The organism is Myroides odoratus, assembly GCF_001549985.1.
Classification (GTDB): domain Bacteria; phylum Bacteroidota; class Bacteroidia; order Flavobacteriales; family Flavobacteriaceae; genus Flavobacterium; species Flavobacterium odoratum_A.
Genome location: NZ_LROZ01000002.1, coordinates 205,743 through 221,294, shown reverse-complemented (window position 1 = coordinate 221,294; position 15,552 = coordinate 205,743). Strand labels below are relative to the sequence as shown.

The 15,552-nt window shown below is 35.8% G+C and carries 13 protein-coding genes; 10 read left to right on the top strand and 3 right to left on the bottom strand.

Annotated elements, in window-relative coordinates:
- The first annotated feature begins 15 nt into the window (after nt 1-15).
- From AWV75_RS04295 to AWV75_RS04250, 10 genes are all read left to right on the top strand, one after another.
- Nucleotides 16-1,155 (top strand): N-acetylmuramoyl-L-alanine amidase, encoded by a 1,140-nt coding sequence (locus AWV75_RS04295; protein WP_060873197.1) that lies wholly within the window; start codon nt 16-18, stop codon nt 1,153-1,155.
- Between the two features lie 60 nt (nt 1,156-1,215).
- Nucleotides 1,216-2,145 (top strand): MlaD family protein, encoded by a 930-nt coding sequence (locus AWV75_RS04290; protein ID WP_060873196.1) that lies wholly within the window; start codon nt 1,216-1,218, stop codon nt 2,143-2,145.
- Nucleotides 2,146-2,209: 64 nt separating this feature from the next.
- Nucleotides 2,210-3,535: a (Fe-S)-binding protein gene (locus AWV75_RS04285; RefSeq protein ID WP_060873195.1), complete on the top strand. Its 1,326-nt coding sequence runs from the start codon at nt 2,210-2,212 to the stop codon at nt 3,533-3,535.
- Nucleotides 3,536-3,592: 57 nt separating this feature from the next.
- Nucleotides 3,593-4,384 carry a (Fe-S)-binding protein gene (locus tag AWV75_RS04280; RefSeq protein ID WP_060873194.1) on the top strand — a complete coding sequence of 264 codons (792 nt, stop codon included), beginning with the start codon at nt 3,593-3,595 and terminating at the stop codon, nt 4,382-4,384.
- A 2-nt stretch (nt 4,385-4,386) separates the two neighbouring features.
- Nucleotides 4,387-4,872, top strand: coding sequence for a hypothetical protein (locus AWV75_RS04275; protein ID WP_060873193.1), 486 nt, complete (start codon nt 4,387-4,389; stop codon nt 4,870-4,872).
- A 377-nt stretch (nt 4,873-5,249) separates the two neighbouring features.
- Nucleotides 5,250-8,144, top strand: a complete 2,895-nt coding sequence (locus AWV75_RS04270) for a glycoside hydrolase family 3 N-terminal domain-containing protein (protein WP_060873192.1) — start codon at nt 5,250-5,252, stop codon at nt 8,142-8,144.
- Nucleotides 8,145-8,252: 108 nt separating this feature from the next.
- Nucleotides 8,253-9,389 carry an N-acetyl-alpha-D-glucosaminyl L-malate synthase BshA gene (gene bshA, locus AWV75_RS04265; protein WP_060873191.1) on the top strand — a complete coding sequence of 379 codons (1,137 nt, stop codon included), beginning with the start codon at nt 8,253-8,255 and terminating at the stop codon, nt 9,387-9,389.
- Nucleotides 9,390-9,486: 97 nt separating this feature from the next.
- The gene (locus AWV75_RS04260) at nt 9,487-10,359 is read left to right on the top strand and encodes an AraC family transcriptional regulator (protein WP_060873190.1); all 873 of its coding nucleotides are present in this window, start codon (nt 9,487-9,489) and stop codon (nt 10,357-10,359) included.
- 68 nt (nt 10,360-10,427) lie between these two features.
- Nucleotides 10,428-11,144: an ankyrin repeat domain-containing protein gene (locus AWV75_RS04255; RefSeq protein ID WP_060873189.1), complete on the top strand. Its 717-nt coding sequence runs from the start codon at nt 10,428-10,430 to the stop codon at nt 11,142-11,144.
- A gap of 10 nt (nt 11,145-11,154) precedes the next feature.
- Entirely contained in the window at nt 11,155-12,492 is a 1,338-nt protein-coding gene (locus tag AWV75_RS04250; protein WP_060873188.1) for an amidohydrolase, read from the top strand.
- A gap of 82 nt (nt 12,493-12,574) precedes the next feature.
- Here the strand turns inward: AWV75_RS04250 and AWV75_RS04245 are convergent, their stop codons facing one another.
- The 3 genes from AWV75_RS04245 to AWV75_RS04235 all read right to left on the bottom strand — a co-directional run bounded on the left by AWV75_RS04245 (nt 12,575) and on the right by AWV75_RS04235 (nt 15,281).
- A complete protein-coding gene (locus AWV75_RS04245; RefSeq protein WP_002991138.1) occupies nt 12,575-12,919 on the bottom strand; it encodes a DUF2853 family protein in 345 nt (114 codons plus the stop codon).
- Nucleotides 12,920-12,980: 61 nt separating this feature from the next.
- Nucleotides 12,981-14,633 carry a 2-succinyl-5-enolpyruvyl-6-hydroxy-3-cyclohexene-1-carboxylic-acid synthase gene (gene menD, locus AWV75_RS04240; protein WP_060873187.1) on the bottom strand — a complete coding sequence of 551 codons (1,653 nt, stop codon included), beginning with the start codon at nt 14,631-14,633 and terminating at the stop codon, nt 12,981-12,983.
- Nucleotides 14,634-14,690: 57 nt separating this feature from the next.
- Nucleotides 14,691-15,281, bottom strand: coding sequence for a glutathione peroxidase (locus AWV75_RS04235; RefSeq protein ID WP_060873186.1), 591 nt, complete (start codon nt 15,279-15,281; stop codon nt 14,691-14,693).
- Nucleotides 15,282-15,552 lie beyond the last annotated feature (271 nt).

Here is a 15,552-nt window from a genome sequence, read left to right as displayed (position 1 = left end):
CTAAACGACTTTTTTATGAACAATAGAGTTGCTAAATTGCTGATAGTTTTTTCTTTCCTATGTGTTACAGTTGCTACATTAGGGCAAAATAAAAAATTTAAAGTAGTATTAGATCCAGGCCATGGCGGAAAAGATTCAGGGACCAATCATTTGAGTAATGTCGAGAAAGACATTGTGTTAGCCGTTGCTTTAGAAACAGGAAAGATTCTAGAAAAGAATAAAGATATTGAGGTGATTTACACCCGTGATAAAGATGTTTTCGTTGAGGTAAAACAGCGTTCCGTTATTGCTAATGATAAAGGAGGAAATGTTTTTGTATCGATTCACTGTAATGGAGTGGATGGAAACGCTGCCTATGGAACAGAAACTTATGTGATGGGTTTAAGTAAGAATAAATCCAACTTAGATGTAGCCAAAAAGGAGAACTCCGTAATTATGATGGAGGACGATTATAAAACGAAATATGCAGGTTTTGATCCTAAAGCTCCAGAGTCTATTATTGGATTGACGTTAATTCAGGAGGATTACGTGCATCAAAGTATTGATTTAGCAAGTAGAGTACAAGATGGATTTACGTATGATTTAAAACGAAAAAATAGAGGAGTTAAACAAGGGCCTTTCTGGGTATTACATGGAGCATTCATGCCTAGTATCTTAATTGAGCTAGGTTTTGTATCGAATAAAGACGAAGGGGCTTACTTAACGTCTAAAAAAGGGCAGAAAGAATTAGCAGAATCTATCGCTAAGGGAATTATTGAGTATAAAAATGCATACTATGGAGGAGATGCTACAGTAAGCATCAGTCCATCTTCAGAAACGACCACCACAACATCATCATCAAAGTCCACAACAACGAAGACAGAAAAGAGCAAAGAAAGTACAGCAGAAAAAACAACAGCAAAAGGAGTAATTTTTAAAGTACAGATTGCAGCTAGTTCACGTGTTTTAGAATTGAAAGCAAAGAATTTCAATGGACTTAGTAATGTGACAATGGAAAAAGGAGGAAAGGTGAACAAGTATTTTTATGGCCAAACATCGGATTATAACGAAGCTAAAAAGCGATTAGAAGAAGCTAAGGCAAAAGGACATAGCTCTTCTTTTATTGTTGCTTATAAAGACGGTAAGAGTATTTCTGTGGAGGAGGCATTGAAATAAACACTACTTTTTAAAAAATAAAAGTTTAATTTTGCGTGTTATATATAAAAATATAGAGTTTTGAAAATATCTAGAGAAATTAAAACAGCTGTTTTAGTATTAGGAGCAATTGCTTTATTTATTTGGGGATATTCTTTTTTAGATGGAAGAAATCTTTTCGATAATAGTACTAAATATTATGTTGAATACGATAATGTTGAAGGACTTACAACGTCTTCTAGTGTAACAATTAACGGTTTAGTCGTAGGAAAGGTATCTCGCATTAATATCAACGCACAAACAGGTAAGCTGGTTGTTGAGTTAATGATGACACATCCTATTGATATTGCAAAATCAAGCGTGGCAACGATTTATTCTCCTGGATTATTAGGAGGAAAAGGGATTTCCATCGATCCGAAATTTGGCGATACAGATTATGCTGAATCTGGACAATACTTAAAAGGAGATGTTCAATTTGATATTACAGAGAAATTAGTAGGAGAGCTAGAACCTTTAAAAGTAAAGCTTGATGAAGTATTAGCAAATGCAAATTCCATGTTAGTAGCTATTAATGGTGTATTGGATGAGCAAATGCAAGCAGATTTAAAAACTAGCGTTACCGAGTTAAAAGGAACCTTAGCTGGTGCTAATAAATTAATGAACGGAATTGAACCTCAATTAAAAGGAACCATGACGAACTTAAATGTCATGAGTAAAAACTTTGTAGGGCTTTCTCAAGAGTTAAGTGAATTGGATATTAACGGAACTTTTGCTAACTTACAGAGTGCTTCTGCTAATATTGATAAGCTTTTAGCGGATATTGAAAATGGAAATGGTTCGGTAGGTAAGCTATTAAAGGACGAAGAACTATATAAAAATCTGACGGGAGCTTCAAAAGAATTAGAGCAATTAATGCGCGATTTAAAAGAAAATCCGAAACGTTATGTTCACTTCTCTTTATTTGGTAAAAAGGCGACACCTTACCAAGAAAAAGAAGAAAAAAAGGAATAACAGAAATTTAGAACCAATCTAACCAAAAAAACTAACAACTTTACAGAAACAATTTATTACAACTATGCAGTATTTAGGCCAAGCATTATTTTTAGTATTACTTATCGCGGGATTTGGCTTCTTTATTCGAAATGTAAAGAAATTAATTCGCAACATTAAGTTAGGTCGAAAGATTGACCGTACCGATAGACCTAAAGACAGATGGCGCAACATGATTCGCGTTGCTTTAGGGCAATCGAAAATGGTTAAACGCCCTATTCCTGCTATTTTACACATCTTTGTGTATGTAGGATTCGTAATCATCAACATTGAAATGTTAGAAATTATTGTTGATGGATTATTTGGTACACACCGTGCATTTAGCTTTTTAGGCGTTGTCTATGATGTATTAATCGCTTGCTTTGAAGTACTGGCATTCCTTGTTATTTTTGGAGTTGCTGTTTTCTGGATTAGAAGAAATATTCTAAAATTAAAGCGTTTAAATCAACCTGAATTAGAAGGATGGGCAAAACGCGATGCAAATAACATTATCTATATTGAATCCATCTTAATGGTATTCTTCTTGGTAATGAATGCAGCAGATCACTATTTGCAATTAAATAATTACTCGCATTATACCGCTGTGGGATCTTTTCCTATTTCAAGTTTAATTACACCTGTATTTAACGGAATGGACTTCGCAACAGTAGCTTTTATTGAGCGTTTTTGCTGGTGGGCACATATTATTGGAGTGATGTTCTTCATGAACTACTTGTATTACTCTAAACACTTACACATTTTCTTAGCTTTCCCTAATACGTACTATGCAAACCTAGAACCACAAGGAGAGTTTGATAACTTAGAATCGGTAAAGAAAGAAGTAGCTTTAATGATGGATCCCAATGCAGATCCTTTTGCAGCACCTGCTGAACCAGTAGGGGAGCCAGAAAAATTTGGTGCTCAAGATGTGATGGATTTGAACTGGGTACAATTAATGAATGCTTATTCATGTACTGAATGTGGTAGATGTACTTCTTCTTGTCCACAAAATACAACTGGAAAGAAACTTTCTCCTCGTAAGATTATGATGTCAACACGTGATCGTATCGAAGATGTAAGCAAGATATTAGATGCAAACAACGGAAAGTTTGTAGATGACGGTAAAACACTATTAAACGATTATATTACGCCAGAAGAATTATGGGCATGTAATACGTGTAATGCATGTGTGGAAGAATGTCCAATCGATATTAGTCCTTTGTCAATTATTATGGATATGAGAAGATTCTTAGTAATGGAACAAAGTGCTGCGCCAATTGAATTAAACAATATGATGCAGAATATTGAAAACAACGGAGCACCATGGCAGTATAACCAAATGGATCGCTTAAACTGGAAGGACGAAAACTAATTAACTAACAAGATAAATTGACAACAGCTGTTGATTTTAAATAGACACCAATAAATTATGTCAGAAAATTTAGTAGTGCCTACAATGGCCGAAATGATGGCAAAAGGAGAACAACCGGATGTTTTATTTTGGGTAGGTTGTTCAGGTAGTTTTGACGATAGAGCAAAAAAGATAACTAAAGCATTTGTAAAACTGTTGAATAAAGCCAACGTATCATTCGCTGTATTAGGTACAGAAGAAGGATGTACAGGTGATCCTGCTAAACGCGCGGGAAATGAATTCGCTTTTCAAATGCAAGCCATGATGAATATTCAAGTATTAGACGGCTATGAGGTAAAGAAAATCGTAACAGCTTGCCCTCACTGTTTTAATACATTGAAAAATGAATATCCAGATTTAGGAGGAAAATACGAGGTTGTGCATCATACACAATTCTTAAAATCACTTTTAGATGACGGGAAATTAACCATTGAAGGCGGAAGCTTCAAAGGAAAGCGTATTACGTTTCACGACCCTTGTTATTTAGGGCGTGCCAATAGCGTTTTTGAAGCACCTCGTCAGTTGATTGAGAAGTTAGATGCAGAACTTGTTGAAATGAAACGTTCAAGATTGAATGGTTTTTGTTGTGGTGCTGGTGGAGCACAATTGTTCAAAGAACCAGAACACGGAAACAAGGAAGTGCACGTAGAAAGAACAGAGGAAGCATTAAATACTAATGCAGAGATTATTGCTGCAGGATGTCCATTCTGTAACACCATGCTTACGGATGGTGTGAAGTTCAAGGAAAAAGAAGGTGAAGTTAAAGTACTTGACGTTGCCGAATTAATTGCAAATGCGGAAGATTTATAATTATGTTTAAGCCATTTGAAGAAATGCCTGATCATTCAAGAGTTTGGATTTATCAGTCAAATAGAAAGTTTACCGATGAAGAAGTACAAGATATAGATGCTATACTTAGTCAATTTACAGAAGAATGGGTAGCGCATGCTACACCTCTTACTGCTTCTTATGAGATTAAGTACAATCGCTTTATCATCTTAGCTGTAGACCAATATATTCACCCTGCATCAGGTTGTTCTATTGATGCATCTGTACGCGTAATTCAAGATATCGAACAAAAATACAACGTAGATTTGTTGGATAAAATGAACGTGACGTATAAAACAGGGGAGTTCATTGCGTTTAAAACCGTGATGGAGTTCAAGCAAATGGTGAAAACAAAAGCTGTTTCTGCCAATACAATTGTATTTAATAATCTAGTGAATGATTTAGGAGAATACCGCGAGTATTGGGAAGTACCTGCAGAAGAAAGTTGGCATAGCCGCTTTTTCAGATAAAAAACACCTTCCATATCGGATTAGATAAAATAAAAATCGTCAATTTTTGACGATTTTTTTTTATGGATATGCCTCAAAACGTAAAAATAATTACGGCTTCGAATTTCGGATGAAAAGAATAATAACCTTCAGTAGGAGATAAATTGTATTGAATTTTTTAAATAATGAGATTATTTGTTAGATATCTTTACTATTTCTCTTTTTTAAGGCTTTTTAATTGATGAATTTTTATAAAATTGATAAAATTGCAAGCTAATCTTAAAATAAAGTTCGTAAATATTCTTTTTTAAGTAAAGTAGATTTGCTAAGTTTGCAAGTATAGAGATTTAGCTCCTTAAGCTTCGCAATCTCTGTTTTTAAAAAAGCTAAGAAAATATATGAAAAAAGTATTGTTAACACTGCTGTTACTGCCCTTTTTGTCTTATGGACAATCTAAAACTAATTCACAACCTACTGAAATTCAACAGCGCCAATGGGTAGATAGTGTTTACAATTCCATGTCATTAGAACAACGAATAGGACAACTGTTTATGGTTGCTGCTTATTCCAATAAAAATGAAAAGCATATACAGGAATTAGAAGCGTTAGTCAATACAAATTATGTAGGTGGTTTAATCTTTTTCCAAGGTGGACCACAGCGACAAGCCGCTATTGCTAATCGTTTACAGAGACAAAGTAAATTACCGATGCTAGTGGGTATAGATGGAGAATGGGGACTGCGTATGCGCTTAGATTCTACCTATCGATTTCCTTATAATATGACCTTGGGAGCTGTACAGGATCTAGATTTGATTGAGCAAGTAGGAAAGGCTATGGCCAAACAATCCAAACGCATCGGCATTCATTTTAATTTTGGTCCTGTGGTGGATGTGAATATTGATCCACTGAATCCTATTATTGGAGTAAGAGCGTATGGTGAAACAAGAGAAATCGTAACAGATAGAGCGCTTGCTTTTATGCGTGGGTACCAAAATGAAGGACTTTTCGCTACAGCAAAGCATTTTCCTGGTCACGGGGATACCTCAAGTGACTCGCATTATAAATTGCCTTTGATTGATTTGGATAAAGAGCGCTTGCACCGTGTAGAGCTATATCCGTATAAAAAATTGATTAAAAACGATTTATCTAGTGTGATGGTCGCGCATTTGAATTTGCCTGCTTATGAACCTGATAATGCAATTCCTAGTTCTCTTTCTTATAATGTTGTAACTCGATTATTGCGTGAGGAATTAGGGTTTGAAGGACTTATTTTTACAGATGCCTTAAATATGAAAGGTGTTTCTTCTTATTTGACTCCAGGTGAAGTTGATTTAGCTGCTTTTATGGCTGGAAATGACTTGTTGTTGTTTTCAGAAGATGTAGCCAAAGCAGCGGTAAAATTGAAAGAAGCTTATGCAATTGGTACGATTACAGAAAGCCGTTTGGCTTATTCTGTAAAAAAGATATTAGAATATAAATATCGCGTAGGATTGAATAAACCTTTACTTATCAATACAAATAACTTAGTTGAAGATTTGAATGCAACCGAATATGACGATTTAAATACACGATTATATCAGGAGGCAATTACACTAGTAAAAAACAACAATAAAGTACTTCCAATTCGCAAATTAGAGCAAGAGAAAATCGCTTATGTTCGTTTAGGGGATGATGACAGTGCGCCTTTCTTAGATATGATGCGCAATTTTGCTGCAGTGGATGTGGTAGAGAGCTCAGACATTACTCGACTTAGTGCGTATTCACTAGTTGTTGTAGGGTATCATAAAGTAGATAATCCTTGGAGAAATCACAACTTCTCTGATGAAGAAAAAGCACTTTTAGATACGATTGCAAAAAACAATCGTACGGTTTTAGTTTCATTTGCAAAACCATACGCATTATCGGGAATTGAAGCTACAATTAAAGATTTAGAAGCACTTGTTGTAGGTTATCAAAATAATACCTTCGCTGAAGAAGCAGCTGCTCAGGTTCTTTTTGGATCAATTGGCGCTAAAGGTGAATTACCAGTAACCATTACAGATAAATATGATGTGGGTACTGGAATCAAAACAAAACCAATACACCGCCTTGGATTTTCTACTCCTCAAAATGAAGGATTAGATCCTAAAGTATTGACGAAGATTGATAGTATCGCTAATCATGCGATTGCTAATCAATGGATGCCCGGGGCACAAATACTTGTGGCTCGTCACGGGAAAGTGGTGTACAATAAGTCATTCGGCTATCATACGTATAAAACGGATTTTCCAGTTAAAAATACAGATTTATATGATTTAGCTTCATTGACTAAAATTTTAGCTACGTTGCCTATGGTAGTGAAGTTGTACAATGATCAAAAAATCAACATGCAATCGAAATTAGGTGATCTGGTGCCTGTATTTAAGAAAACAGATAAAAAGGATATTACGTTAAAAGATTTATTGACCCATCAATCGGGATTACCTGCTTGGTTGCCTTTTTATAAAAGTACATTAGACAGTACCAAACACCCGGATATGAGTTTATATCGATTGCAGTATTCTTCTGAGTTCCCTACACAGGTGAGTGAGAATTTATTTCTGAGAAAAGGATATACCCAGGTGATGTTAGAAGAAATTGCGCAAACGAAGTTAGCGAAGAAGATCGAGTACAAATACAGTGATTTAGGGTTTATTTCACTAAAGGAATACATTGAATCGGCGTATCACCAACCTTTAGATCAATTGGTTCAAACTAAGTTTTATACGCGTATCGGAGCGAATCGTCTTACTTATTTACCATTGCGAAAATTTGATATCAATGAGATTCCTCCAACAGAAGAAGATAACTATTATCGTTATACCACAGTACAAGGTTATGTACACGATATGGGTGCTGCAATGCAAGGTGGAGTAGCAGGTCATGCTGGACTTTTTGGTACAGCATTAGATGTGGCAAAAATGATGCAACTGTATTTGAATGAAGGTGAGTATGGGGAAGAACGCTTTTTCTCTAAAGCAACTTTTGAAGCTTTCAATGCTTGTGTATATTGTGCAAAAGGAAATAGAAGGGGTATTGGATTTGATAAACCCCAACAACAAGGAAAACCTGGTCCTACTTGTGGTTGTGCATCTTTAACAAGCTTTGGACACACTGGATTTACAGGAACAATGACTTGGGCAGATCCTGAAAATGACTTAGTTTATGTTTTCCTTTCTAATCGTACTTATCCTGATTCTAACGTCAATCGCTTGTCAAAAGAGAACGTTCGAGAAAATATACAACAAGTTATTTATGAGTCTATTATGCATTAATTGAATACAAAGTTTGTGTTAAATTAACGGAGTAGCTTAAATCTGAGGACAAAGTTTATATTGAGTATAAATAATTCGAAGTATCTTTAAGCACCAAATAATTCATATATGAAAATCGCAATCGTATGCTACCCAACTTTCGGTGGAAGTGGGGTTGTAGCTACAGAGCTAGGTTTGGAACTAGCAAAAAGAGATCATGAAGTACATTTTATCACCTATAGTCAACCCGTTCGTTTAGCTTTATTAAATCCTAAGATTTATTATCACGAAGTGAATGTACCCGAATATCCTTTATTTCACTATCAGCCATACGAGTTGGCCCTGTCAAGTAAATTAGTGGATATCGTAAAACTATTCAATATCGACGTCTTACACGTTCATTATGCTATCCCACATGCCTATGCAGGGTATATGGCGAAGCAAATGCTCAAAGAGGAGGGAATTGACTTGCCAATGATTACTACTTTGCATGGAACGGATATTACCCTGGTTGGAAATCATCCGAATTACAAAAGCGCCGTAACGTTTAGTATCAATAAATCAGACTTTGTTACTTCGGTTTCAGAATCTTTGAAACAGTCTACGTATGAGCTATTTCAAAGTAAAAAAGAGATTTGTGTGATTCCTAACTTCATTGAAGTAAAAGAGATTGATTACTCAGAGACGCCTTGTAAGCGTAGCGCTATGGCAGAAAAAGGAGAATTCATCATCACACATATCAGCAATTTCAGAAAGGTAAAACGCATCGGTGATGTGGTGAAGATTTTTTATGGCATTCAACAAGTGGTTCCTGCAAAGTTGATGTTAGTAGGGGATGGTCCTGAAAAAGAAAAAGCAGAACGCTTAGCAATGGAATTGGGTATTTATGACAAGATTATTTTCTTTGGAAATAGTAATGAAGTCAACCAAATTTTAGGCTATTCTGATTTGTTTTTACTGCCATCAGAAACGGAGAGTTTCGGATTGGCCGCTTTGGAGGCTATGGCGGTTGGAGTTCCTGTAATTTCTAGTAATACAGGAGGATTACCTGAGGTGAATGAACACGGAGTATCAGGGTATTTGAGCAATGTGAAGGATGTTGATGATATGGTTAAAAATGCTTTAGCCATCTTAAAAGACGAAGATACTTTATGTCGTTTCAAAGAAGGTGCTCGTCAAACAGCAAAACGCTTTCAAATCAGTGAAATTCTTCCAATGTATGAAGAATTATATGAGCAAGCAGTAGCGCTAAAAGAAAAAGTATAATTGAAGTATTTAGATAAAACTCGCATCGTTAACGATGCGAGTTTTTTTTTCTTATCTTGTTAGGACTTAATTAAAAGTAGACTAAAAGTACAGTCCAATGAAAGAAACAAAGACCATAGAAACTTGGAGTCGATCAAAAATAATCGGAGAAGAGACTTGGGATATTACCTTGTTTGAACATACAGAAAGAGGACGTAATGATTTAGTACTACCTCATAAGCACGATTTTTATCTTGTCTTTTTTGTGGAACAGGGAACTGGAATTCACGAAATTGATTTTACGCGTTTGGAAGTAAAGCCCTTTCAAATTCACTTTCTTCGCCCACAACAAGTACATTATTGGAAATTATCGGAAGATACAGTTGGGTATCAGTTGATGTTTTCTACAAATACACTTCATGTGTTGGATCGACTCAGTACCCTCCCTTTTTTTCAACTCGATGTTCCTCCTGTATTGACCTTGACCGCTAATGGTTATGCAACAATACAACAAGAATTAAAGAAGTTACATCAAGTATTGTCTGAGGAGGATGCCATAGGTCAGGAAATTAGTATTTTACAGTTTTTTTTGTTGTTGAAAACGATTCAACGTCAGTATCTTCATACCTATCCCGCATTAGAGGCACAAGTAAAAGACAATAAGGTACAAGAGTTTAAGGTTTTATTAGAAATGTATTTTAAGACGCAGAATCAGGTGGCTTTTTATGCAGAAAAATTACATATCACCCCCAACTACCTAAATATACGTGTAAAGAAGATATTGGGGATATCTGCCAGTCATAGTATTCAACAACGCGTGATTCTAGAAGCAGAACGCTTGCTGATTACTACGGATTTATCCATCAAGGAAATTGCTTATGAATTGGGGTTCCACGATACAGGCTATTTCAATCATTATTTCAAAAAATGGAAACATAAAACGCCAGGTCAATTTCGAGAGAGTTATAATATTTACAATAAAGCATTGTAAAAACACAACAGCTATTTTATAGGGTAACTTTATCTTTGTAGTGTTACTAATTTAAATCTATATAGCTTATGACGAGGCATATAATGCGTTCTTTGTTGCTTATTTGTACCGCTGGATTATCAACGAATTTGATGGCTAGCTGTTCTGATTCAAACACAAATGAAATAACGTATACCATGAATACTACAATAGAAAAAGAATTGTTTCAGGCCGTTGCTGCCAATAACCTAACGAAAGTAAAAGAAATTTTAGCTGCAAATACTGTAAACCTTGAAGCTCAAAATAGCAAAGGTGAAACACCGTTGATGGTAGCTACCTATAAAAAATACAATCCTATAGCGTTGTATCTTATAGATCAAGGAGCAAATGTCAATACCCAAGACACTAATTTAAATAGTCCTTTCCTCTATGCAGGAGCAGAAGGAAACTTAGAACTAGTTCAAAAATCGTTAGCTCATGGCGCTGATTTTACCATATTTAACCGCTACAATGGAACAGCTTTAATTCCTGCTGCAGAGAAAGGACATCTGGAAGTGGTGAAGTTATTAGTGAATACGCCAAATTTTCCCATTAATCACGTGAATCGCTTGGGCTGGACGGCACTAATGGAAGCCATTGTATTGAGTAATGGTGGAGCAGTACATGTGGATATTGTCAAAGCTTTGATTGAAGGGGGAGTGGATGTAAATATCCCGGATCACGATGGAAAGACGCCGTTGCATCATGCAAAAGCAAGAAAATTTACGGCAATGGTTCAATTATTAGAAGCAGCAGGAGCTCATTAATAGAAAAAAGATGAATAGAAAAGAATTTCTTCACTTAACGACAGCTGGAGCTGGAGGATTATTTCTTGCCGGAACAGCTTGGGCAGAAGAGAAAGATAAGATTGTAAAACCGATGACAGCAGCAACTCCAACATTTGTATTGATTAATGCACGCTTAGAGGAAGGTTTTATTTACAATGACCACGGACAAGTAAAAGCCACGCAAACAGGATTATACGACCTACATATTCAAGACGGAAACATTATATCTATTGAAAGAGTGCAAGGAAAGACCTATACAATACCTGTTTTTGATGCAGCAGGAAAATTAGTATTGCCTGGTTTGAGAGATATGCACATTCATATTGACAAGACATTTTATGGTGAACCTTGGCATGCAGAGCCACTGCGCGGTAAAACGGTAAAAGATATGATTGATTTAGAGCGTCGTATTTTACCAGAATTATTGGTTCATTCAACTGAAAAAGCAGAAAAAGCGATTGAGTTGATGAATAGTAAAGGGACCTATTTTGCCCGTTGTCAGACGAATATTGAACCTACTAGCGGATTGAAGAGTTTAGAAAATCTACAAAAAGCGTTGGCGAATAAAAAGGATGATATTCAAGCAGAGATTGTTGCTTTTCCACAGCATGGAATTCTATATTCGGATTCAGAAGGTTTGCTTCGTGAAGCAGCTCAAATGGGGGTCGATTATATTGGGGGATTGGACCCGACTTCTGTAGATGGAGATATGAAGAAATCACTCGATGTGATGTTTCAAATTGCTTTGGATCACAACATAGGAGTTGATATTCATTTACATGAAGGCCGTGCTACGGGTTTACCCGCTATTGAGTATATGATTGCTACAGTAAAGGAGAATAAGGCGCTTCAAGGAAAGACATTTATTAGTCATGGATTTGCCTTAGGACAATTGGATGCAAAGGAAACAGAAGCGATGTGTATACAGTTGGCAGAAGCTGGAATTGGAGTTATTTCAACGGTTCCCATTGGCAAATTGAATATGCCTATTCCTGCTTTTTACAAGCATCATGTTCCCTTAATGACCGGAACGGATAGTATTATTGATCATTGGTCTCCTTTTGGATCTTGTGATATGTTAGAAAAAGCCAAGTTGACGGCAGAATTATATGGATGGCGAGATGAATTGTCGCTATCAAGAGCGTTGCGTATTGCAACCAAAGATCAACTTTTACCTTTAAATGAAGAAGGGAAGCAAGTGTGGCCTTCAGTAGGGGATGAAGCGAGCTTTATTTTGGTTGAAGCATCTTGTTCGGCAGAGGCAGTAGCACGTACTCCTCAAAGAGCAGCTGTTTTTACTAAAGGAAAAATAGTGCATCAAATCTAAAACAAGCGTTTTAGCTCGATAGGAACAACAAACAACCAAAAAGAGCGATGGATTCCATCGCTCTTTTTTATGCTTTTTTTTCTTATTTTAAATACACAGACTCTTTTTTAAAGTGAACCGTTAATAAATAATATAATACTGCTCTATATTTGTGTTTATTAGATGCACCGTATTGATCTACTACTTTTTTCAATCCTTCATCTAATTTAGCATCGTCCTTTAATCCTAGTTTTTTAATTAGAAAATTAGTGCGAACAGTTGCCATTTCTTTCTCAGACGAACTTGCTACAGTAGATGAATCTTGATTGTAAATCGAAGGTCCACAACCGATAGTTACTTTTTCTAATAACTCCATGTTAGGTTTTACACCGCATTTGTCTTTTAAATCTGCCGCGTATTTTTCAATTAGTTCAGCTCTTTTACTCATAATTTTATTTTTTTTTGTTCCCTACAAGTTACTAAAAATAAAAGAGATAGTGTAAAAAAAATTACATATTGCGATAATATTTTTTAAATACTTCATCATTCAGGAAGGTAGGGGTGTTTACTTCGAGAATAGCGGGTTTATCTGACAAGCTAAAAAAGGCTTGTGTTTGTGTAGATAAAGCTTCAGCAGTATCGGCCTGAAAATAAGCCCAATCATACATGGCTGCTAGATGTTGAGCCGTATGCTGATGCATCGTTTCAAAATACGTATTGAAGACCTCATTTTCTTGATGCCCAGGTAGCGTTCTAAAAATTCCACCGCCTCCATTGTTGATGAGGACAATTTTAAAGTCTTTGGGAACATAAGCATTCCATAAGGCATTGCTGTCATAAAAGAAGCTAATATCTCCTGTTAACAGTACTGTTGATTTTCCCGATCCAATGGAAGCTCCAATGGCTGTTGAGGTACAACCGTCAATACCACTTGTTCCTCTGTTACAAAATACTTCAATACTCGAATCGACCGGTAATAGCTGAATATAGCGAATAACCGCACTGTTACTCACTTGTATTTGACTTTGTTTAGGTAATTGACGAACGATATAATCAAGAACGGTAAAATCCGAGAAAATAGCATTTTGCAGGATTTGTTTATGCTGAGTATCACGTGTCATCATAATAGCATTGGCCCAGGCACTATAAGTTGAGGAAATAGGCTGAGTATGTGCTGTTAGTTGATTTAGAAAAGATGGAGCATCCGTAAAGATACGATCAGTCAAGCAATCATACGTGTCATAATGACGAAGCGTATCCACATGCCAATGCTGCTTAGGAGTATATTGGCGCAAGAATTGCTTAATTTTTTTGCTGACTACCATGCCGCCAAACGTCAATAGAATATCAGGTTGTAAGTGTTGTAAGGCTTCTTCATTCATCGGAATAACCAAACGATCAATTGCATTAATTACACCAGGTGCTTGAATATTGCTAATGGTCTCTGCTAAAACTAAAGTAGAGCCATCAGCGGTTAGTTTTTCAATAACTTGCTCCGTTAGCGTATGGGGCGCAAGGCTACCTACTAGAATCAGTTTTTTAGTTGCCTTGTTCCATTGTTGGGTATAGTATTCGTAATCAACAACAGGTAAAGAAAGGGATACTAGTTCTTCAACGATTGGATTTACGCTTAGTTGCGCTGTTGTTTGGTATAGCGGTTCCTCAAAGGGAGCATTGATATGCACAGGCCCTTGATTGGCAATCGCTGTATTAATGGCTGTATTGATGAGGTGATCGTTGGATGGATTTGCGTCCTCTGTTAAATTAGCGCTATATAAAATATGGTTTTGATACACATTTTGTTGTCGTATCGTTTGTCCATCTCCAATATCAATTTTGTTGAGGGGTCTATCTGCAGATAAAACAATCAAGGGAATTTGACTGTAAAAGGCTTCTGCCACTGCGGGATAATAGTTTAATAAAGCAGAACCTGAAGTACAAACAAGCAGCGTTGGTATGCGCGTTTGTTGTGCAAGTCCCATACCAAAAAAGGCGGCACAGCGTTCATCTGCAATACTATAACAAGTAAAAAAAGGATCATTGGTAAACCCAATTGTTAAAGGGGCATTACGAGATCCTGGTGATATAATAACGTTTGTTAGTTTTTTTGCTTTACAAAGTTCAATAATGCTTTGCGCAAGCGGTATAGTAGGGTAAACCATAGTAATTTCAAAAAGATAAAATTACGAATAAAATTACTATGGCCTCCTTATTCTAGCTTATTTCTTTTTAATCCATTCCTTGATTTCAGCATCATTAGGTAGGATTCTCGGATTGATTACTTGTACCACATGGCCTTTTTCATCTAGTAAATACTTTTGAAAATTCCATTCTACTGTACTGTCAGCAAATCCATTCTTTTTTTTCTCTGTTAAGAATTGATAGATGGGGGCCATATCTTCTCCTTTTACTGATATTTTTTCCATCATAGGAAAAGTCACACCAAAATTCGCTTTACAAAAAGTTGCAATTTCCGCATTAGATCCAGGCTCTTGATTGCCAAAGTTATTCGCTGGAAATCCAATAATGACAAAATTATCTCCTCCAAATTCTTCATATAAGCTTTGCAATTGCTCATACTGAGGGGTTAAGCCGCATTCAGAAGCTGTGTTGACAATCATTATTTTTTTTCCTTTTAATGAGGCAAAGTCAAAATCATTTCCATACAAATCTTTTACCTTGAATTGGTAAATCGTTTGTTGGTTTTTTGCAGTTTCTTTCATGGTTGTTGTTTGTTTTAGGTATTCGTTAGCTTTTACAATTGATGGGCTAATTGCAAGTAATGCAAAAGCCAAAACATATTTTTTCATTCTATTTAGTTGCTGAGAGATTTACTTGATAGTAAATCTGATTTACGATGTATTAAAATTACAAATAGATTTTGTAAATACTAGGTTTTTAACGTTTTAAAATAGGAAGCATTTGATTCCTTTCTTATTTGGTATTTTTAGTTGTTTGGTGAACCTATAAAAATTTAATTTTCAACAGTAAATGGCTTTTTTCTTTATTGAAATCAAAAAGAAAAACATCAAGGGAAAAAATTGTCTTGAGTTTGGATGAAAAATTAAAGGAATTATAAGA

Bases quoted from the DNA above. Each gene is read 5' to 3' on its own strand.
- AWV75_RS04245 (WP_002991138.1), bottom strand. From the start codon at position 12,919: ATGAGTAAAAGAGCTGAACTAATTGAAAAATACGCGGCAGATTTAAAA.
- AWV75_RS04280 (WP_060873194.1), top strand. From the start codon at position 3,593: ATGTCAGAAAATTTAGTAGTGCCTACAATGGCCGAAATGATGGCAAAA.
- AWV75_RS04275 (WP_060873193.1), top strand. From the start codon at position 4,387: ATGTTTAAGCCATTTGAAGAAATGCCTGATCATTCAAGAGTTTGGATT.
- AWV75_RS04235 (WP_060873186.1), bottom strand. From the start codon at position 15,281: ATGAAAAAATATGTTTTGGCTTTTGCATTACTTGCAATTAGCCCATCA.
- AWV75_RS04255 (WP_060873189.1), top strand. From the start codon at position 10,428: ATGACGAGGCATATAATGCGTTCTTTGTTGCTTATTTGTACCGCTGGA.
- menD (WP_060873187.1), bottom strand. From the start codon at position 14,633: ATGGTTTACCCTACTATACCGCTTGCGCAAAGCATTATTGAACTTTGT.
- bshA (WP_060873191.1), top strand. From the start codon at position 8,253: ATGAAAATCGCAATCGTATGCTACCCAACTTTCGGTGGAAGTGGGGTT.
- AWV75_RS04260 (WP_060873190.1), top strand. From the start codon at position 9,487: ATGAAAGAAACAAAGACCATAGAAACTTGGAGTCGATCAAAAATAATC.
- AWV75_RS04285 (WP_060873195.1), top strand. From the start codon at position 2,210: ATGCAGTATTTAGGCCAAGCATTATTTTTAGTATTACTTATCGCGGGA.
- AWV75_RS04250 (WP_060873188.1), top strand. From the start codon at position 11,155: ATGAATAGAAAAGAATTTCTTCACTTAACGACAGCTGGAGCTGGAGGA.
- AWV75_RS04270 (WP_060873192.1), top strand. From the start codon at position 5,250: ATGAAAAAAGTATTGTTAACACTGCTGTTACTGCCCTTTTTGTCTTAT.
- AWV75_RS04295 (WP_060873197.1), top strand. From the start codon at position 16: ATGAACAATAGAGTTGCTAAATTGCTGATAGTTTTTTCTTTCCTATGT.